Annotated in this window: 18 protein-coding genes; 10 read left to right on the top strand and 8 right to left on the bottom strand. The window is 36.5% G+C overall.

All coding sequences use genetic code 11. From position 1 onward, the window contains the following. Positions 1-17: 17 nt before the first annotated feature. The 3 genes from JIV24_RS03120 to JIV24_RS03130 all read right to left on the bottom strand — a co-directional run bounded on the left by JIV24_RS03120 (position 18) and on the right by JIV24_RS03130 (position 2,167). The gene (locus tag JIV24_RS03120; protein WP_200463548.1) at positions 18-458 is read right to left on the bottom strand and encodes a hypothetical protein; all 441 of its coding nucleotides are present in this window, start codon (positions 456-458) and stop codon (positions 18-20) included. A gap of 361 nt (positions 459-819) precedes the next feature. Then, a complete protein-coding gene (locus JIV24_RS03125) occupies positions 820-1,164 on the bottom strand; it encodes a DUF4907 domain-containing protein (RefSeq protein WP_200463549.1) in 345 nt (114 codons plus the stop codon). Further along, the gene (locus JIV24_RS03130; protein WP_234445685.1) at positions 1,151-2,167 is read right to left on the bottom strand and encodes a Kelch repeat-containing protein; all 1,017 of its coding nucleotides are present in this window, start codon (positions 2,165-2,167) and stop codon (positions 1,151-1,153) included. The genes JIV24_RS03125 and JIV24_RS03130 overlap by 14 nt, the downstream gene beginning before the upstream one ends. Before the next feature lie 266 nt (positions 2,168-2,433). On the opposite strand from JIV24_RS03130, the gene JIV24_RS03135 reads away from it, so the two are divergent. The 8 genes from JIV24_RS03135 (at position 2,434) to JIV24_RS03170 (ending at position 11,511) form a co-directional block, all read left to right on the top strand. Further along, positions 2,434-3,756: a DUF4270 family protein gene (locus JIV24_RS03135; protein ID WP_200463551.1), complete on the top strand. Its 1,323-nt coding sequence runs from the start codon at positions 2,434-2,436 to the stop codon at positions 3,754-3,756. Further along, positions 3,743-4,981, top strand: a complete 1,239-nt coding sequence (locus tag JIV24_RS03140) for a hypothetical protein (protein ID WP_200463552.1) — start codon at positions 3,743-3,745, stop codon at positions 4,979-4,981. Before JIV24_RS03135 ends, JIV24_RS03140 begins: the two co-directional genes overlap by 14 nt. Before the next feature lie 371 nt (positions 4,982-5,352). Continuing rightward, positions 5,353-6,411 (top strand): ribosome small subunit-dependent GTPase A, encoded by a 1,059-nt coding sequence (gene rsgA, locus JIV24_RS03145; RefSeq protein ID WP_200463553.1) that lies wholly within the window; start codon positions 5,353-5,355, stop codon positions 6,409-6,411. A 1-nt stretch (position 6,412) separates the two neighbouring features. Continuing rightward, on the top strand, positions 6,413-7,675 hold the full coding sequence (locus JIV24_RS03150; protein WP_200463554.1) for a GNAT family N-acetyltransferase: 1,263 nt from the start codon (positions 6,413-6,415) through the stop codon (positions 7,673-7,675). Positions 7,676-7,766: 91 nt separating this feature from the next. Next, the gene (locus JIV24_RS03155; protein ID WP_200463555.1) at positions 7,767-9,278 is read left to right on the top strand and encodes a PepSY-associated TM helix domain-containing protein; all 1,512 of its coding nucleotides are present in this window, start codon (positions 7,767-7,769) and stop codon (positions 9,276-9,278) included. Between the two features lie 100 nt (positions 9,279-9,378). Then, positions 9,379-9,996, top strand: a complete 618-nt coding sequence (locus JIV24_RS03160) for a hypothetical protein (RefSeq protein ID WP_200463556.1) — start codon at positions 9,379-9,381, stop codon at positions 9,994-9,996. A 236-nt stretch (positions 9,997-10,232) separates the two neighbouring features. Continuing rightward, complete coding sequence (locus JIV24_RS22745) at positions 10,233-10,907, top strand: sensor histidine kinase (protein WP_289047889.1); 675 nt, start codon at positions 10,233-10,235, stop codon at positions 10,905-10,907. 181 nt (positions 10,908-11,088) lie between these two features. Beyond that, positions 11,089-11,511: a hypothetical protein gene (locus JIV24_RS03170; protein WP_200463558.1), complete on the top strand. Its 423-nt coding sequence runs from the start codon at positions 11,089-11,091 to the stop codon at positions 11,509-11,511. Positions 11,512-11,738: 227 nt separating this feature from the next. On the opposite strand, the gene JIV24_RS03175 is transcribed toward JIV24_RS03170, so the two are convergent. From JIV24_RS03175 to JIV24_RS03185, 3 genes are all read right to left on the bottom strand, one after another. Then, positions 11,739-12,260, bottom strand: coding sequence for a hypothetical protein (locus JIV24_RS03175; RefSeq protein WP_200463559.1), 522 nt, complete (start codon positions 12,258-12,260; stop codon positions 11,739-11,741). A gap of 97 nt (positions 12,261-12,357) precedes the next feature. After that, positions 12,358-13,767, bottom strand: coding sequence for a dicarboxylate/amino acid:cation symporter (locus JIV24_RS03180; protein WP_200463560.1), 1,410 nt, complete (start codon positions 13,765-13,767; stop codon positions 12,358-12,360). Between the two features lie 142 nt (positions 13,768-13,909). After that, positions 13,910-15,181 (bottom strand): LVIVD repeat-containing protein, encoded by a 1,272-nt coding sequence (locus JIV24_RS03185; RefSeq protein WP_200463561.1) that lies wholly within the window; start codon positions 15,179-15,181, stop codon positions 13,910-13,912. Positions 15,182-15,334: 153 nt separating this feature from the next. On the opposite strand from JIV24_RS03185, the gene JIV24_RS03190 reads away from it, so the two are divergent. Beyond that, on the top strand, positions 15,335-15,904 hold the full coding sequence (locus tag JIV24_RS03190; protein WP_200463562.1) for a hypothetical protein: 570 nt from the start codon (positions 15,335-15,337) through the stop codon (positions 15,902-15,904). 94 nt (positions 15,905-15,998) lie between these two features. On the opposite strand, the gene JIV24_RS03195 is transcribed toward JIV24_RS03190, so the two are convergent. Then, on the bottom strand, positions 15,999-18,602 hold the full coding sequence (locus JIV24_RS03195) for a TonB-dependent receptor domain-containing protein (RefSeq protein WP_200463563.1): 2,604 nt from the start codon (positions 18,600-18,602) through the stop codon (positions 15,999-16,001). Between the two features lie 928 nt (positions 18,603-19,530). Then, positions 19,531-19,857, bottom strand: a complete 327-nt coding sequence (locus JIV24_RS03200; protein WP_200463564.1) for a hypothetical protein — start codon at positions 19,855-19,857, stop codon at positions 19,531-19,533. Positions 19,858-19,926: 69 nt separating this feature from the next. On the opposite strand from JIV24_RS03200, the gene JIV24_RS03205 reads away from it, so the two are divergent. Further along, positions 19,927-20,211: a hypothetical protein gene (locus JIV24_RS03205; protein WP_200463565.1), complete on the top strand. Its 285-nt coding sequence runs from the start codon at positions 19,927-19,929 to the stop codon at positions 20,209-20,211. Positions 20,212-20,213 lie beyond the last annotated feature (2 nt).

The raw sequence follows: 20,213 nt of genomic DNA on the forward strand, positions 1-20,213 counted from the left end.
AACTTTAGTCTGATTAATTATACCAAAGGTCCGGCACGAGTTACAAGCGAATACTTGTTTCTGTTTTGAAGAATTAACGCATCATTAAATGCGTAATAAGAAGTACAACAGCTAGCTTCATCAGGAATTGATTCAGGTTTTACACCTATGCTCTCAGCATTAAAATCGGGCAAAGAACCTTTGGTCTCAACAACTTTATACTCTGTAGCTTTAAGTGTTTGAAAGCGCTCTATTGGTAATTCGCTCGCATGCTTTATAGCATTATCCCATTCAATAACCTCGGCCAGATGACCTGATGAAAGCAATTGAAACTGTTCAAGGATAATTTCACGAACATTATCTTCAGCAAAGGTAAGACCACGTTTGTTGTTACCATCAGCAACACAAGTAGCAGTCATCATTAGGGTCACCCCAATGAGCTTTAAATAATAGGCGTCTATTTTTTGCTTTTGCATCATTCTTACTAAACTGCATGTAAAGATGCGAAAAGATTTTCATAATCAAACGACACTAAGGATGACTATTTCAAAAAGAAACATCATCCTTAGCGGTTTTAATAACCTCAGTTCGACATAAAATCAATAGCTCAGACCGCTTGCAAACAATTGGTTTCAAGGAGTTTTTGCGAGAGCATAGCGGGCTATGGTAAGCAAAGATGACGAAGAAAACAGTTGTTTACAAGTGGAAAAACATGCTTCTCATTAAATAACAGATCTACTTCTCTAAATTTTATCACCATAGCTTGGTATATCAGTCATTTAATAAAATCTGAGCTGTTTATTTTTAATCGAACTGAGGTTAATAGGTAATTGAACAGATTTATTGAATAATATTTTCGATTTCCAGGTTAGTTAAAGCCGGTCGTTGTTTATCTTTCAATTTACTAATAACCAATTTGGCAGCAGCTTCTGCTTTATTCTTTTCATCAAATGGAATATAGCCTTCAAGCGTTGGTATAAAGTCCTGTTGAATCAACAACTTATCATTATTAAATACCTGATAGCCATACCCAGATTCTACTTTATGAATTTTATAAGAATAAGCTTCAGCGTTAAGCTCCAGAAAATATGCCACTAAGCTTACAACCACTAAAAAAGCGATTCCCCATTTTAAAAAGACTTGTATACTCAAGCTACTTTCCTGAAAAGCCTTAATCGTCGTCATCTTGTTCTTCATTAGGCTTAAACGTCCATACATCATCGAAATAATAACCTGAACTTCGTCCGGTTGCGATATACGGCTCATTGTTGATTACAAAAGAAACAGCATCGTAGCGTGGCGAACCTTCATGGTTACTGCGCTGCTCCCACACATCACTATCGGGATTATACTCCCATGTTAAAGCACCTGGTGCGCCCGGACCTCCTGTTGTGATATACCCTAAGCCATTAATCGAAAATGAAACACTTTTAATACCTACAATTTCGTACTCATCGTCATAACTCTCATCTTCATTTGCATCTTTATCAATATCACGTTTAGCATTCCAAATATCGTTAGCAGCGTCATACTCCCACATATCATCCAGATACTGCCCATTATCCGAGCCTGTTAATACATAGGCCTTATCATCAATAACAAACGCTGTTGCATCACGTCTTTTTTTACCTCCAATACTCACACGTTGCTCCCAGGAATCCGTTACAGGATCGTATTGCCAGAAATCTTTTAAAAGATTACCATCATACCCCGTTCCGACATAGCCTTTATTGTTTAAAGCAAACGAAACTGCATCGTATCGGGCAGAACCACCAAAATCACTCTTCTGCGTCCAGCTATTAGCCGATGCATTATACTCCCATGTGTCATTGAGGCGATTTTTACCATCATACCCTGTTGTTACATATCCTTTTCCATTGGCTCCGAAGCCAACAGCACCATTACGCGCGGCGCCTTCAAATGGTGCTATCTGCGTCCAAAAATCCTTCTCTGCATCATAGCGCCAGAAATCATTTAATCGTTCATCTTCAACGCCATCATAGCCTGTACCTACATAGGCGTAATTGTCGATTACGAAGGCCACCGCATCACAACGCGGCACACCTTCAAAAGAGCCCATTTCAACCCAATTGCCCATTAAATCTTCGTCATCATCACTGGATGAACAAGCGCTTAAAATCATTAATGATAGCAAAATCAAAATACTTAATTGCTGTGTATAATTCATTGTTAGATATATTTTAAAATTCATCCAAAACTAGAACACACACCATGCAGAACTAAAACATTTCGATTAATACTCCTATTTTATCTTCAGGACTCCAGTTTTCTTCAATAAACGTCGATACAATTAATAACGACCAACAAACAACCGTTAGTTGAAACTCTCCTGCCATTGGCATATTCAGTTTCTGTCTTCATTGATAAAATTTAGTGACGAAGCGCAGGAAACCTTTATTTGTGCCAAAATAATTTCAATCAGAACATATGATTATGAAAAAACATAAAGCATGGCTGAGTTCTCTTTCATTTTTAGTTATTATATGCTTTTCTGCATGTCAGGAAGGTAGTTTAGATATGGCCGATAGCTTTGTTTATACGTCAACCTATACGGCATTAATTGATACAGTCACCATCCAACTTTCCACCATTGTAGATACGGTAAAAACCTCTAATACGTCCAATGCACTTATTGGCTACTACGAAAATCCGATTTTGGGCGGACAGGAAGCAAAAACTTATTTCTCATTAAGTGCACCCGGAAGTTTTACTTGGGATACTGAAAAGGAAGTTTTTGACAGCCTGGTTATGGTACTTCATCCAAATTCGTATGCCATAGGCGACACAACAGTTGATGCTTATTTTAAACTCCACAAACTTTCAGAAACAATAGAATTGAACGACGATGGTTCATTGTATAACACAAATTCCTTTAGTTACGATGCCACCCCAATAAGTACTCATACATTCAGACCTTACCCTCAGGCCAAAGAAGAAATAATAATGCGGCTTGATGATAGTTTCTCGAAAAGCATAATTGACTTTTTAAATACTTATAAAAACCACACCGACAAATACAGCCTTTTTGAAGAGGAGTTTAAGGGTTTTATTGTGGCTTGTGACACCAACTTAAGCAAGGTAGCTTTAGGTTTTGAGGTCAGTGATTCGACATCGTACCTGCGATTATATTCACACACCATTGGGCTAGAAAAAGTTGAAAACCAACAAACATTCAGCCTTCAACAAACCACGCATTTTAATGAAATACAAACACACAACTCAGATGTAATCTATAATCAATTAACCGATAAAAAAGAGCGATTACCTGAACAACAAGCCAATGGTAAGGCCATATTACAATCCGGGCTGGGTCACAAGTTAAGGGTCGATTTGCCAACCATTAATAATTTACTGGAATTAAAAGCAAAAGGTCATGTAGTTAAAGCTGAACTACGTATCCATCCCGACCTAGATATAATGGAAACAGATGAACTCCCATCCACTCTGTACATAGGAGATATTTATCGTGCCAACGAAATTTGGGGATACCTTTCAGATGTCAATGGTAATGCCTTAACCAGCAACCTGGTTATTGATCCTATTTACAATGAAGACACCTACTATTCATTTGACTTAACTACATATATCAATAGCCGTCTAGAGGAGTCTATCATTGATGCCGATCAAGGATTGTTCATTACCATTCCGGAGAGTCAAATTGGTAGTTCATTAACCTGGTTATGCGTTAACGGACATACTATTACAAAAAACAAGTCGAAGCTTCTTTTATACTACTATTATTATGACATTGAATAAAACACCTTTTTTATTGCTACTTTTTACGCTCTCGCAGTTGGCATTGAGTCAAAACAATACATCATCAACTTACTCGCGATATGGCATTGGTTTACTTAACTCAAAGGCCGATGCATCAACGGCCGGAATGGGTTATGCCGGCATTGCATTGCCCTCCGAAGTTTATTTAAACAAATTAAACCCAGCCTCATACAGCGCCATGGACAGTGTGAAGTTTTTATTTAACCTACAAGGAAACATAGCCTTTTCGAACTACCAAACGTCAAGTGATGAACAGAATAATACCAATGCAAATATAGAATCACTAGGCTTTGGGTTTAAAGCAGGTAAAAACTGGGGCATGGGATTTAGCTTATCCCCATATTCGAGTATTGGCTACAACATAAATGGTGAGAAGTACATACTTGGCACAACTGATAAATACCCGGTCAACTATTATGGTGAAGGAGGTATATCTCAACTATCGTGGTACAATGGTTTTTCTATTGGCAAAAGGTTATCCTTAGGTATCAACGCCTCCTATTTGTGGGGCTCCACTGACGTTATTGAAGTATCTTATTACCCGAGTATTATTGGCGAAACCATATACAACGAACGTAATTACCATGTCAGCAGCTTGTTGTTTGAATATGGATTCCAGTACCATCAACCAATAGGCTTATCAACCCTTTCAATAGGTGGCATAATTAATATGTCGACAGAGTTAGACACCTATTACAAACAACGCATTTACAATGATATCACATCCGACCTGAGCACTACAGAAACAGACGTCAACAATTTGTTTATTCCTTTAAGTTATCAGGGAGGACTAGCTTTACAAACCGCCAAAGGTTTAACAGTAGCGGCAGATTATCGTTATGGCGATTGGTCTAACTCTAAACTATTAATATCAGGCGGTGAAGCCAGAAATACTCATGGTGGTAGTTTTGGTATCCAATATGCAGCACAACGTCACCATCGTTCAGTATTTAAACGGATGCATTATCGTATAGGTACATTTTACAACCAACAATACCTGACGGTTCAAGGTAAAGACATTGATGAAAGAGGTATAACTGCCGGTTTCACCATACCAATGCGTGATGGTTCTCGAATAAACTTAGGATATGAATATAAAGAAACCGGAACTACTGATGCCGGCCTTGTTAAAGAAACTTACAATACTATCAAACTAGGTATCACCTTTAATGAAAACTGGTTTCAAAAGCGAAAATTCAATTAATCTTTCATCTTTCCAACTTAAAAATCCCAACTATAGTCTGGCTGACACAATAGTTGGGATTTTTCAATAACCAATTTGATTAATCGCTTGTAATAATATGACTTGTTTTGTAATAACCGCAACAAATATAGTATCACACTCAAAATGATACAATCACCATTTATAGGGATTTTTTCATAAAACGAAAGATTTCTCCTATATTTGCAACTTATGACAGAAACTATTGCTATCCTGGTAAAGTAAAGGCAGGCAAGTCTTTACTAATTCTCATTAGTCGTTATTCACTATCGGCCTGTCTTTTGCACACCATTATTTCTTTCAAAATTAAATTAGTATTACCATGTATTTGGTATAAGTAATTCGGATTAGCAATGAATCAAAACATACAACTATACGGTTGGAAACACTTCCAGTTAAAAACAAATATCTCAATTGATGACAACGAAATCGGACGCATTCGTAATGTTAATAAAACCAACTATGATATTCTTACCAATCAAGGTATTTTAAAAGGGGAATTAACTGGTCAGCTATTATTTACGGCCTCCAATGAAGAACGACCACAAACCGGCGATTGGGTTAAAATAATGCCTTTCGACCAGCAGTGCATTATCACCGAAGTATTGACGCGCTATAACCAATTGGCAAGAAAAGAACTTGGTAAAAAAACAGACAAACAAATATTAGCTACCAATATTAATGGGGCTTTTATTGTACAAGGCCTTGATCGTGATTTCAACCCACGACGATTGGAACGCATGCTTACAACACTTAACGATGCCAATATTGAGCCTTTCATCCTTCTTAATAAAGCTGATATAGCAGAAGAAGCGGAAGAAAATGTCCAATTGATTCGAGAGAATCACCCAAACATTCCGGTTCTTAAAATAAGTGCTTTAACCAAAGAGGGGCTTGAACAGATTGAATCTTTGCTTCAACCACAATTGACCTATATAATGATTGGCTCATCGGGCGTTGGCAAAAGCACCATACTAAACAACCTAATGCACAATGAAGTACAAAAAACAAACACCATTAGCGAGGCCGTTGGAAAAGGAAAGCATACTACTACCAGTCGCGAATTATTTCTTCTCGACAATGGCAGTGTTTTGATTGACACTGCAGGAATGCGGGAATTTGGCCTGGCCCTGGATGATATCGAGTCAGTTACTTTATCGTTTGACGACATCAATCAACTCGGTAAAGGATGCAGGTATAGTGATTGTACACACATCGATGAGCCTGGTTGCACTGTATTGGAGGCTATTGACAAGGGTAAGCTTGAAGAATCGGTTTACCACAGTTACATAAAGCTTAGAAGTGAAGCAGAGCATTATGCGGCATCAACACAAGATAAAAAACGAAAGGGTAAAGATTTATCAAAGCTTGTGCGTAATATGAAGCGTTATAACATCAAAAAAAGGTATTAAAATGGATAATTACATATTTACAAAAGCAAATAACAAAGAAGAATTAAGCCAATTAGTCAAATTATATAATACAGTTTTTGCACCCGAAGAAGTTGGGAAACTGGCAGATACGCTCACACATCATTTTCCAAACATGGGCTTTAACAATTGGTACATTGCCAAAGACAAAAACACAGATGAAGTAGTATCTGGTTTTGCTTTTATTCCGTGGCAATGGCAGTTTAATGGTCTGAAATTAAAAGTTGCTGAATTGGGCATTCTGGGCACCTACGAACTCCATCGTGGGAAAGGCTTATTCAAGCAATGCAATGCATTATTCGAGAATGATTTAAAAGAAAATGATTTTGATCTAGCGGTCATCCAGGGCATTCCCGGAATATATCATCGCTTAGGTTATCATTATGCCATCCCCATGGAAAATCATACTGAATTGCCCTTGCAAGGCTTAACAATTGATGATTCAATTGAGTTTAGAAAGATTAATAAAGACAACTATGCTTTGTTGAATGATGAAGAGGACCTTTTCAATGAAAGATATCATATAGGTGTTAATCGCACATGTGATCATTGGGATTACATCCAGACAAAGGGCTTGAAAACCGAATATGCCAGCGAGTTATATATATTTGACTACAAAGAAAAAAGTTATTACCTACGACTATTAAAGCAAGGATTTGGGCAAGGGTTAATTCTGTCAGAAATAAGCTTTAAGATGCCAGCAGATGCTCACCAAAAAGTATTTAGCTTTCTTAAAAAAAGGGCAACTATTTTAAACAAGCCATATATCAGGCTTAATTTACCCGATTCACATCCGCTTATAAAAAGCGCACTTGCATGTGGCGCGACAATACGACCTTCGTATGCCTGGCAGGTTAAAATTGTAGATAAAGTAAAGTTCCTGAATAAGATTAAACCAATACTTGAACAACGCATTGCCGATAGTCAATACAATGGTTTATCCTCAACGATTTCAATTAATATGTACAACTATCAAATCATTTTAAAATGGACAAATGGGCAATTGGTTGATATAACAAACGAAGGTGATGTTCAAGCTGACTTCACTCTAAGTATTCGTGAAGAATTGCTTACTCAATTGCTATTAGGGTATCGTACATGGCAAGAACTGCAATACATTCACCATGATGTATTTCCGGCAGATCAATATTTACGAATGGATGTCAATCATCCCTCAGAAATGGTAGGTTTATTATTTGATGTGCTTTTTCCTAAATTAAATAACTGGATTAACGGGCAATATTAAAAACGGTTTAGAAACTTCCCCACAACATACAATCTGTGGGGATTTTTCTTTAAACAGTAAATAACTACCGAATAGTTTATATTTTCGCGCTATGAAATTCTGGCGCAAATATCACAAATGGGGAGGCATCATTTTAAGCTTCTTCTTACTACTATTTTCCATTTCTGGCATTGTACTCAACCATCGTAAACAAGTAAGTTCGGTTGATATTTCACGCCAATATTTAACTTCTAGTTTTCAGTATGACAATTGGAACAACGCTGCCCTTAAAGGCAGTATTAGACTGGACAGTACTCAAACTTTGTTTTATGGCAATGTAGGCTGTTGGATAAACACAAATAAGACAAATGAATGGAATGATTTTAATACCGGATTTCCAAAAGGCATTGATAATCGAAAAGTCTCAAAGGTTATACGCACTAAAAATGGTCGCCTTTTTGCCGGCACATTGTTTGGTTTGTATGAATATAAGAGTGAATCATGGTCACCCATCAAACTAGAAATAGAACATCCTCGAATTTCGGATTTAATTGAAGTTAATGGTAAACTTACTATACTAACACGCAGCGAACTTGGCCAGTTGGACCTTATTAATGACTCTGTAGTATTCAATATTTTGCCAAGTCCGGAAGGCTATAAAAACACAACGAGCCTGTTTAAAACCATTTGGATACTTCACAGTGGCGAAATACTTGGTATTACCGGTAAAATACTGGTGGATATTATTGCTGGCATCTTTATTTTCTTAATTATTACCGGCATCATTTGGTTTGCATCACCTTCCTTAATAAAAAGAGCGAGAAAAAAACTTTTAGCAGCTAAACGGAAGAAACAGCTTTTTCGTTTCTCGGTAAAATGGCATAATAAAATTGGGTATTATGCTATTATATTTTTGATTTTCACAACGTTTACAGGCATCTTTTTGCGACCGCCTCTGTTAATCGCCATTGCCAATTCTGAAGCGAAAAGTATTCCATTTACCGTTCTGGACTCACCTAACGCCTGGTATGATCAATTACGGGCCATTCGATACAATAGGCAATACAATGTATACCTTGTATCAAGCTCAAAAGGCATGTATGCCTTAACCAACAATTTTGAACAAATAGTTAAAATACCAAATCAACCGCCTGTTTCGGTTATGGGCATAAATGTATTTGAGGAACAAAAAAATAATAATTACTTAATTGGTTCCTTTAGCGGTTTATATCTCTGGAATCCTTTTACCAGTTCGTGCATCAACTATGTTACAAAACAAGCTCATATACCTCAAGTTGGCATGAGCAGGCCTATTGGTGTCCATATGGCAACCGGCTATCATCAATTGGATCATAACGAAGTGTATTTCGATTATAACCAAGGTGCTGTTAGTTTAAATAGGAAAAGCTCCTTTGGAACGATGCCAAATAAAATAAAAACAGCTTCACCCTTATCTATATGGAACCTGGCACTTGAAGTTCATACAGGACGGATCTTTCAGGATCTCATTGGAGCATTCTACATATTAATTGTACCACTTACTGGCATCACTACCATCCTACTACTATTATCTGGGCTATGGATTTATTGGAAGAAATATAAAAAACAAACCTCTAAAATATAACTCCTACCAAAAGCCAAAATAAGTTCATTAATACAATGAGTTATTTTTCCATAACCTAATTCTATATTTTACGTATCCGCCATTAAAAAGGGATATTGACATGTGGGGTAAACATCAAATGGCGGGTGTTAAGAGGTTATTTTTTATACGTGCAGATGAATATGAAATCCAGAACCTGGTACTTATTCATATGCTGCACATAACCTTCTTTTTGTCTTTATTTTCGGCATTTACCAATCCTTTTTTAGGCCTCCCATTAAGTGTTATTTATGTCAATTTTCTGGCGTTTGTACTTATCGTATTTAATTATTGGCTTGTTAGAGTAAAAAAGAAGTATAAACAAGGACGCTTTTTTTATTTATCCTTTGTTATCCTAATGCTTAACTTTTTATGGTTAGAAACAGGCGGCAGTACCGGACCAACATTATTTTATATACTTGCGTTTGTTCCAATGTTTATTTTCCTCGTTGATAAAAAACGCTTAATAATCGGTTTTATCATTATCAGCATTAACATTCCTATTCTACTCCTCATAGAAGCCTACTACCCTGAGTTAATCACTTACTATTCCAATAATATCGATAGAATATTAGATATCCTATTGGTTTGTATAATTTTTGTGATTTTTGAAATTCCACTAATTATTTACGTGAAGAATACAATTATAGAGGTCGGTAGATACCTACTTAACCAATTGAAAATTAACATGATTTGCTAATCCTCTAGCCGGATGGGCTTTTACTTTTTGCCATTGCCGCAAAAAGTAAACAAAAAAGTCTAGTCAAAAAGATGCTTCTTCCCACCAGCCATCGCCGGCCCGCCTTTTTGACTGGCCTACGCACTAAAAACAATGCATCAGCCAATTTCTCTTATAAGTAATTAACTACTGAGCTCAGTACAATTATTAAACAACGTAACGCAGCAAGGCATTCTGAAAGAGTAAAAACATCATATATTACCAACTTAAGTCATGAGATTCGAACACCAATGAATGGTATTTTGGGCTTTGCTGAATTACTAAAGCAAGAAGATCTTTCTGACGCCGACAAAAAAACATATATCAATTTAATAAATGAGAATGGTAATACACTTCTCAACCTGCTAAATAACATTATCAGCTTTTCGAAAATTGAAGATAAACATACAAGCATCTCTCTTTCTAAATTTCACGCATCAGAGGTATTAAAGCGCGTCTATTCAGCTCTATCATACAAACCAAGCGAACTAGTTGACTTTAAAGTTTTAGCCAGCGAAAGTGATGAGGATCTTATACAATCCGACATGGTGTTGCTCTACCAAATCATTAGTAATCTATGCTTTAATGCCCTTAAAGTTACAAAAGAAGGCTTTGTTCACCTTGATCTGAACATAGAAGACCAACATATCACCTTTATCATTAAAGATACCGGATTAGGTATATGCCAAACGAAACATGCCAACCTTTTTAAGCAGTTTGAGCAAGATCGAAGCAATAATGACACGCTTAACCTCGAAGAAAGTGGCTTGGGATTAACAATAAGCTATAAATTATCGCAACTACTTGAGGGTGAGTTGAATTTCGAATCGAAAAAAGGACTTGGCTCTACTTTCTATTTAAAACTACCCAAAACCAAGAGCCCAAGTACTTAATTATGTGTTATTTACACATACGCAGCAATATTTTTTAGCAAACAGAATTATTCTTTAACAATTAATAACATCCAAATTGTCACCTCATGTTGTATAACAAGTGTCTATATAGATGTAAATGTCACAATACCCATATATTTGGGAAATATTTTTAACAATACAACAGATAAATAATCGTTTAATGCACCATATAATTACACTTTTCAACAACACATTATCAATTGGTATTCTGAACATTAGAAAGTTATTTACTAATACGACATCTTCTTCCAACTTCAAATTAGTTGGAATCATTGTATTACTGCTACTATCCTTTGGCTTAAGTACATCTGCTCAACTAAATAAAGATAAAAAAGGTGATGGCATAAAACCTGGCAAAAGACAGGCGGTTTTAGTGTTATCGGATGGCAGAACAATTGTACTATCGGCAAATGACTCACTAAATTATTCGAATAAGGATAAATTTAAGAGTGCCCCAGATTCTTTAAAGGCGTTTCCCTTGAGCAATGCGACAAAAAAGCCAACAACCACAAGCTATCTTCTTCCTAACAACAACTGTATTAAAAACACCTCAAAACACAAAAACGAAATTACTAAGGAGTAAAGCCCTACTCCTTTTCGTCGTTAGCTAATTCTGTATTTAGTATTATTTCTGTTTGATTCTTTCCTTCAGTATTAATTTCGCCAATTACCGTTGCAACAGTTGTATCTGCTGTAGTTTGTTTGGTGCAAGTGTTATTGATGAAAATTAATCTATCAAATTAACCTCCATCACATACTGTCTCAACTCACACATTAATCATGGTATTTTAACAAGCATTGTCCCCCCCCTCAAGACTCTCGTACATAAATAGCTATTTCGTCTTCATCGTTGTAGTCACCATCATCATTCATATCCTCTTTTATAATAAGCTGGTCGTTTATCAGTTCAAAAGTAATTGTAAAATCATCTTCTATTTCGAACCACTCCCACTCTTCCTCATTAATGGTGTACCATCTAATCTCATCCAATAATTGCTCTTCATCAAATTCTATTAATTGAGATCCCCATTGTTTTACAGTGGGAATTATCATATTGTCTTTAACTACAAATGTTGCTTTTGCAGCTAACAATGTTATGTAGCTTTCAGCCTCTGAATCTCTATAATTCCAATAATATTCGAGGTTGCCTGAACGTTCATTGTTTTTTTCAAATATAAATCTGTTTTCAACTCCATCTTCCGACACATAATTTGTCCAAGCCCCAACTAAATCATCGGGTATAATATCAAATGAAGGGTCGTCATCTTTGTTGCAAGCTGCAACAAAAAATAGCAGTATTGTAAATACCATCAATATCCTGTTCTTTTTCATAGCTTTATCTTTTAGTATAAATAAAGTTACGAAGGAATACATCATATGTAAACGACAAAACTTACTTTTACCTGTTGCATTAACTACCATCGGACACTCATACAACCTCCTCACTATCAACTTCACTCACCTCTCCTATTACGCTCGCTACAGTTGCATCTCCGGTTACATTAACCACTGTTCGTACCATATCTAAAATCCTATCAACCGGAAGGATAATACCAATCCATGCAGGATTAAGACCTACCGAACTTAATACAATCATTAACATGACCAATCCGGCACTAGGAATGGCTGCAGATCCAATACTTGCCAAGGTGGCAGTTAGTATAATGGTAATTTGCTGACCAAAACTTAAATCAATCATGTGCATTTGAGCCAGGAATACCACTGCAACCGCCTGATATAAACTGGTACCATCCATATTAACGGTTGCCCCAATCGGCAAAACAAAACTTGACACCTTTGGGTCGACTTTTAGATTATCTTCGACGCACTCTAAGGTAACGGGCAGTGTTGCAGCACTTGAACTGGTAGAAAACGCTAACATTTGAGCGGGACTTATGCCTTTTAGGAATCCAAAATAACTCAAACGCTTTACAAAAAATTTCATGATAGTTGGATAAATAACAAACGCCATTATTAGCAATCCTGTTAATACAGCTAAAGAATACCAGGTAAGACCTTTAAACAATTCAAACACCTTTGCAGGGTCATCTTCGGCCATCTCTGACACTAATCCGGCTAATAAAGCAAATACAAAAAATGGGGCTCCCTGCATTATCAACTCAACCATTTTAAGAAATACTTCGGTTAACCCGCTAACGACATCAATTACCGGTTTTGAATGCTTCTCTGGGATATACAGTAATGCAATTCCAAAAAACAGTGCAAAAAAGATAATTTTTAACATACTTCCGTTATCAGACATGGCCATAAAAACATTGCTTGGTACCATATCTTCAATAAACGTAAGTGGTCCACTTTCTTTTTGATTTTTAGCTAATTTTAAGCGCGACTGAACACTCTCGTCTTCATCATACCCCCTACGCTTAGCTACTTCGGCAATTAAAGTTTCATTGGCGGCATCATCCAGGTAGTTTTTATGATCATGCACCGGTTGCCCTTCCTGTTGAGCCCACAATTCATATGCTATCCGATTTTCCGTTCTAATATCATCATCCATCCACTTACCTGGCTTTGCAATATTAACAATTAGCAAGCCCATTGAAACGGCAATAATAGTGGTACATAAATACAATAGTAAGGTACGTAAACCCATTCGTCCCAATTGCTTAGGATCACCTAAACCAACAATACCTCCAATAATTGAAAACAAAACTAATGGAATCGCTATGAGTTTTAGAAGGTTAATAAAAATTCGTCCCCACGGAGCTAACCAATTAGTTGTAAAATCACTCCACCCAAAAAAACCAGATAATACTGCCCATAATATACCTAATACTAATCCAATAATAATTTTCCAATGCAATGCCAGTTTTCTCATATCTGATGTACCATTTGTTATGTCAATACGCTAATGTACAAAAAAAGCACAAAAGGTTATTGGATGCCGCTTTACACAACAAAAGCTGCTTCAGAAATTGAAACAGCTTTGTTTATAAAATTGTCGTAAACGTCATTATGACTTACATGCCATTGATACGGATGTGGCTTAACTGTTTTATATTGTCTAAATCAGAATAGTCATATTGATACAGACCATCTTCTCCTATTAAGAGTAATATTTCTCCCAAGGGAATCACATCAAAAGCATCAACTGTTGGATAATGCGCTATTTGATTGGCAGCAAGAGTCATTGGATCGGCAGCATTGTATATTTTCAATCCTTCGTAGCCATCACAAACAAATAACACCTCGTCATCAATTCCCAAGCCATACGGTTCCTTCATAGGATATGATTTTAGCATTTGAGGCGATTCAATATTCGATATATTTATCACTTCGAGCTGACTCTCGATGGCGCCACATAAATTACCCCCTCGTAATGTTACATAGGCATAATCCCCCTCTACAACAACCGGGTCACAGGCTGTAGCATGTCGAAATTCAGAAATAAATTCTGGATTTGCAGGGTTCTGCAAGCTGTAGATAAACATCCCATTCTGAGCACCTATAAATAATTTCTCATCGTATGGGAAAAGGGTTTCAATCTGCCAACTAATGGCAATTTGCTTCATCCGATTTGGATTCGTATTATCAGACACATCAAACAAATGTAAAGATGCATTATCTATTGCGTAAAGATAATCATCGTATAATGTAAAGCGAGCCATTGAACCACCAGTACCTGCACCCGAAGAACTTATTTTACTACCATTCATGGCATCTACAGCAACAAAACTAGACTCCCATGCCGGAAAAAACTGATACGAAATATCATCTCCCTTTATTTCAACTGTTTCTGTAGTTACGGTATATCCGGTTATTACCCCCTTTTGAGCATCAATACCATAGGCAACGCCTTCGCGAATTTCAGGAATAGTATAAGGAAACACCTCTTCATCACGATCGACTTCTACAATGTTATTCATATCACTGATATCAATCGTCAGCAAATCAATGTAGCTATCGGCGTAAAGCATATTACCTTTTATAGCCATATCTATATTCCCCGGAATTTCCAGAAAAGTAACTTTTTCAGGATTCTCTGGATTTGAATTATTGATAATATGAATACCTTTCAAATATTCGTTAACGAAGATAAAATCATCTTTAAAATAGATTTTACCGGGTTGCAATATAACTTGTGCACTTTTCATTTGAAAAGAATTACGCAAATCATCATAACTCATGTATTCGGGTGTATTCAGCGTGTAAGTTTCTTCGATTTTATCGCTGCATGAAAAGCTGCTGGTTAAAATGATAGCAATAACTAAGAATTTGACTATTGTTTTCATAACATCTGGAATTTGGTTAATAGGTAATGTGTATAAAATTAACACCCACCTCATTAGATGGAGAATGACTTAAAGGGTTGCGTCTAATTAAAAAAACAATCTTCACGCAACTATTTAATATTTTAACACTCTTAGATATTAAACCTCATAACTATGAAACAAATTCTACTCTTATTTTTATGGCTCATACCTATGCTGGCGCTGACACAAAATGAAGCTATTGAAGCACCTGTAAAAAGCAAAGGTTATTACAATTACACTTCGATTGGTTCTTTAATTGGTTCGAAAAATGATTTAAAAACCTATATCACTTCCATAATAATGGAGCACAACTACCAGTTTAACAAGCATTTTTCTACTGGAATAGTTACGGGCGTTGAATGGTTTGACGTAACAGTTATGCCAATTGGACCTAATGTTAAGGTCTTGTTTCCTGGCGAGAAGCAATCTTCTTTTTACTGGGGTGCTTCGGGTGGTTATGCCATTGCTTTAGAAGATATGGATTTCGGGAATTATGAAATTATTGATACCAAAGGGGGCACTTTCTTTAATAGCGAAATAGGTTATGTTTTTCCCACAAAGCAACACTTTAATTTATTCATTGCCATTGGTTACCGTTACCACGAATTTGCATTTGTACGCAGCGATTGGCGCTTGAATGAAGTAGAACGAAAAACAAGCTACAATCGTTTTTCGATAAGGCTTGGCGTACGAGTCTTTTAGTTTTATAAAAAGCAAAAAGCTTAGTTTCTTGCAATATCAGATTGGATAATATTACAAAAAACTAAGCTTTCAATTCTGGAACCAGTGTGTAATCCTAGAAATAATCGTCGCCAATATGTTTCTTCTTTTTGGCTTTATACTTATTACTATTGAAAGAATAACTTATCCCTAATTCAACAATCTGACCTTCGTAGTCGTAGACATAATCACGTCGCAACAAAATCTGCTCTCCTTCATATGCTGCAGTATATCCTCCGGCCTGATTGGTTCCCAGAATATCTAATACTTTAGCTGAGAAAGTCCATCCATTAAGCTTTTCTGGTTTGTAGTTCACGGCCGCATTTAATGCCTGAAACTCTAAGCTCTTTCCTTGTGGTGTAACCGAGCCTGATTTTATAGAGTAATCTACCGTTAGTTTTAATGGATTGCTTATCATCCACGATGCATTCGTTTTAAGATTCCAGTTAGTACTGCGGCTATCCCGGCTTTCTCCTAATAATTCATCATCAGCAATTACTTTAAAATCATAAAGAGAACCACCTACAAACAGTTTCACTTTGCTAAAAATGTCCATATTTAGCCCCATTTCTGCCCCTAAAGACGTTTGGTTTCCTGCGTTGGTATAACTTCTTAAAAGAACTCCACCAGGGTTACCCATATCGTAAGCAACTCTGTTAACACGGTAAATAGCATTATCAACTCCGCGGTAGAAACCTGTTAGGGTCATGTTACTTTTACCGAATTTGCGAGTATAATTAAGCTCGACATTTAAAGTATATTCTGGTTCAAGCAATGGGTCACCCATTTCATATATCTCTTGGTGACGGCGATATAAATATGGCGCCATATCTTTAGCTGGCGGACGATTAATACGACGACTAGCTGCCAGGGAGATACTATTTAATTCATTCATATCGTATTTAGCATGTAGTGTTGGAAACAGATCAAACTTACGTTGCTCAAAATCCGTTTGATCAAAATCACGACCATTACCCACATCATTAAAATACCCATAAACATATTCAAAGTACTCCGTACTGCTTACGGTCATTAACTGATCCATATATTCGGCACGCAAGCCTAAAATGTAGCTTAATTTACCACTTGTTCCGTTATAATCGATGTATGCAGAGTACACATCACGCTTAAGGTCTATGCTATTATCATAGCTTTCAATACTTGGGTCACCCCAATAGCCATTTCCGATAATTGTATCATAGGCAAATGCACCATCCAGACGAATTAATTGCGGTTGTACCCCAACATTAATTGTATTTCCATTATCGTATATATGCTGATAATCCAGTTCAAAACGATAGGCATCGATAGGCGTTTCATCACTTTGGAATGAATGAAAATCAGGTGTATCATTGTAATAATACCGTTCTCCATTGTAAGGAAATTCCTTATTATCTATTGTTTGGTCAAGATTTGATGTTTCATAGATAAAGGTGGTACTCAACTTTGAATTCTCATTGACTTTCTGAATATAATCGACGCTCAGGTTACTAAACCAACCATCACGATGAATATCATTGGGATTAAAAATTTCTTTTCTTGTACCTTCCTGGAGTACGCCATCTTTATCTAGAAAATAAGTATCATACACGTAGTTAGCCGTGCGACCACTGGTGCGATTTGAATACTGGTAATTAACGGCTATCTCAGCATCTTCACTCAGTTGATAGTTAACCCCCATATTAGCCATCATATTGGTATACCATTTAGGACGCGAACCTTCACCATCAAACACGTAGTAGCCACCAGGATATCCGCTCACCGATTCTTCCGGATCCTGATAAATGTATGGGTCAATAATACCCCTTCCCTTATTATTACGCGACTGCATGGATAATGCACCACTAATAGATAGTTTATCTTTGTTATACATCATGCTTATACTGGCATTGTAACGGTTATTATCCAGTTTTTGATGACTGTATACATCGTCTTTATTAGTCCATGGCGTTCCACCTACCATACCATTGGCCACGATTGAAAGGCCATCTAAGCCACCTTTTTGAGTGGTAATATTAATAATTCCTCCTTTTCCCTGAGCATCAAAGCGTGCTCCAGGTACGGTAATTATCTCAACATCTTTGATTTGATCAGCCGGTATTTGGTTTAATATTTCCGTCGCACCTGCCTGTGTTGGTTTTCCGTTAATATATACTAAGAAATCACTCGTACCACGTACCGAAACAGTACCTTCACCATCGACCGATACAGCAGGCAATTTATCTAAGACATCAACAGCAGATCCTCCGCTTGCTGTGGCAAAATCTTGTGCACGATAGGTTTTTCGGTCTATCTTTGTTTTGGCGGTTTGTGCCATCGCCTTTACCTCTACCCCTTCAATATTAAGTGATGAAACAGAAAGTCCTATTTTCTTCAAATCAACAACTCTTGATTCTTTTGATACTGTTACATCTTTAACTTCACTCGCCTCATAACCCAAAAATGATACAGAGAGGCTGTAAGTTCCTTCTGCAATATTATCTAGTCTAAAAGCACCGTTGTCGTTAGTTACTGAACCTTTTACGATAATACCATTCTCCATTAGGGCAATATTGGCAAAGGGTATTTCTTCGTTATTTTGAGCATCAACAATGCGCCCTTTAATTATTCCTGTTTGTGCAAATGCTGAAAGCGATAACAATAAACCGCAAACAACACCTGTGATTTTTGTGTAATTCATTATTTGTGTAGTTAATTATCTTCCTGACAAAAGTATATTTTACTTTTACTAAGCCATAGTAGATATTAACTAAATTGTGGTAAGTTTTGTTGACTACTAGACATAAGTATGTTAAAAGATGAAAAAATCGCTATTTAAGGCATACGTATTTCACATTTAAACTTCTTCCGGCATTCTAATGGCGTAAGGTTTGTTTTCCTGGGAAATCACTTTTAAGTAATATCGACCTAAGCAATGTAGCTTGGGACCCATCGTCGTATGTGGAGGGAAGAAAAATTTGATGCATGATTTGTGAATCTTTAAATTATTGCGAAAAATGAAGACAGTATCAAACTTGTTTGAATAATGTTGAATAGAGCAATAATCAAGCATTAATTTTTCCCGTAACAATGACGTAATGGGTATGCGAATGCTTTAGTCGACGGCATTTTTGTCTACTTTTTGGGCTGGAGGCAATTGGAGCGTAGCGTAAATCGTGAATACCTATTAAAGTTAATTTTTGATGAACAAAAAGTAGAAGCCATTCCGGCTTGAGGAAATAAGCTAAGTACAATGTAATTTTTAAAAGGGATAGCCCTGGTTTGTTTTCGATTTGAAAAACTTCACAAAACGGGATGGTTTGATATATTGTAACTCAAAAGCAGTTTCAGAGTTAGTATTATCTGTATATCGTAATAAACCTTTACTTTCCATCACTAATCGCTCCAATATAAGTGAAATAGCCTGGTAACCAAACTATTTGAAACAAACTACTGTTAGTTTGTGCTTCGTCAGGTTTAATTGCTCAACATAATAAGTTAGCTCCTTATCTGATTTGTAACACTTATAAACTAAAGTTTTAAAGGCACTAATTGTTTTATTCTCACCTAATGATTGATATCATTGAGCAATTCGGTGATTTTATAAATAATCACAATCAAATAACTCTTTAAAACCCGTAGATTGGTATTGGCAATTCAAATTCATTCATCATCAACTCAAAATCGCTAAATAAGTTTTTATGATGCTTACTCAAATGCATATTTATTGGAATCCTTGCCAGTAATTGCGCCACATCATTAAACTCATCCATAAAAGCTTCTTTAAATATCATCACATAGCCATTGAGAATCTGTGTAATATCGCAATCGTACACCTGCCCAACTTTTAAATAAAACAAAATGGGTGAGTTGGCTTCATAGTCGGTTTCATCGATTGTATGTCGTGCCAAAAATCCCCATTTGTAGGGATTTGGCTGATTAAAGATTTTTTTCATTTTTACATCGTGGTATTTAAGCATATAAAACACCAAAAAGTCTTTAATAGATTATCATTACTATTGGTAATGATGTTTGCAATTCAAACTGCAAGCAATGCCTTGTTTTATCACACCCATAATATTGATGGAAAATCATACAGCCACGCACACCCAGGTTGCGACGGACATTCGCACGCACCTACTGATTTTGCCTTTTATCAACAATTACAAACATCAGTATCGAAAGAAGCGCCAGCATTGCTATCCGACATATTGCTAGTATACCATGAACGCTCTGCTGTTGAATGCACATTTCTTTACAATCAGAGGCACATATCTCAATGCACAGGAAGAGCACCTCCTGTTGCATAATT

Source organism: Carboxylicivirga marina (assembly GCF_016612505.1).
Classification (GTDB): Bacteria; Bacteroidota; Bacteroidia; order Bacteroidales; family Marinilabiliaceae; genus Carboxylicivirga; species Carboxylicivirga marina.

Excerpts from the sequence above, each read along its gene's own strand:
- rsgA (WP_200463553.1), top strand. The coding sequence starts at position 5,353 with ATGAATCAAAACATACAACTATACGGTTGGAAACACTTCCAGTTAAAA.
- JIV24_RS03190 (WP_200463562.1), top strand. The coding sequence starts at position 15,335 with ATGAAACAAATTCTACTCTTATTTTTATGGCTCATACCTATGCTGGCG.
- JIV24_RS03200 (WP_200463564.1), bottom strand. The coding sequence starts at position 19,857 with ATGAAAAAAATCTTTAATCAGCCAAATCCCTACAAATGGGGATTTTTG.
- JIV24_RS03205 (WP_200463565.1), top strand. The coding sequence starts at position 19,927 with ATGATGTTTGCAATTCAAACTGCAAGCAATGCCTTGTTTTATCACACC.
- JIV24_RS03185 (WP_200463561.1), bottom strand. The coding sequence starts at position 15,181 with ATGAAAACAATAGTCAAATTCTTAGTTATTGCTATCATTTTAACCAGC.
- JIV24_RS03135 (WP_200463551.1), top strand. The coding sequence starts at position 2,434 with ATGAAAAAACATAAAGCATGGCTGAGTTCTCTTTCATTTTTAGTTATT.
- JIV24_RS03175 (WP_200463559.1), bottom strand. The coding sequence starts at position 12,260 with ATGAAAAAGAACAGGATATTGATGGTATTTACAATACTGCTATTTTTT.
- JIV24_RS03125 (WP_200463549.1), bottom strand. The coding sequence starts at position 1,164 with ATGACGACGATTAAGGCTTTTCAGGAAAGTAGCTTGAGTATACAAGTC.
- JIV24_RS03150 (WP_200463554.1), top strand. The coding sequence starts at position 6,413 with ATGGATAATTACATATTTACAAAAGCAAATAACAAAGAAGAATTAAGC.
- JIV24_RS03160 (WP_200463556.1), top strand. The coding sequence starts at position 9,379 with ATGTGGGGTAAACATCAAATGGCGGGTGTTAAGAGGTTATTTTTTATA.
- JIV24_RS03140 (WP_200463552.1), top strand. The coding sequence starts at position 3,743 with ATGACATTGAATAAAACACCTTTTTTATTGCTACTTTTTACGCTCTCG.
- JIV24_RS03180 (WP_200463560.1), bottom strand. The coding sequence starts at position 13,767 with ATGAGAAAACTGGCATTGCATTGGAAAATTATTATTGGATTAGTATTA.
- JIV24_RS03155 (WP_200463555.1), top strand. The coding sequence starts at position 7,767 with ATGAAATTCTGGCGCAAATATCACAAATGGGGAGGCATCATTTTAAGC.
- JIV24_RS03195 (WP_200463563.1), bottom strand. The coding sequence starts at position 18,602 with ATGAATTACACAAAAATCACAGGTGTTGTTTGCGGTTTATTGTTATCG.
- JIV24_RS03170 (WP_200463558.1), top strand. The coding sequence starts at position 11,089 with ATGCACCATATAATTACACTTTTCAACAACACATTATCAATTGGTATT.
- JIV24_RS03130 (WP_234445685.1), bottom strand. The coding sequence starts at position 2,167 with ATGAATTATACACAGCAATTAAGTATTTTGATTTTGCTATCATTAATG.
- JIV24_RS03120 (WP_200463548.1), bottom strand. The coding sequence starts at position 458 with ATGATGCAAAAGCAAAAAATAGACGCCTATTATTTAAAGCTCATTGGG.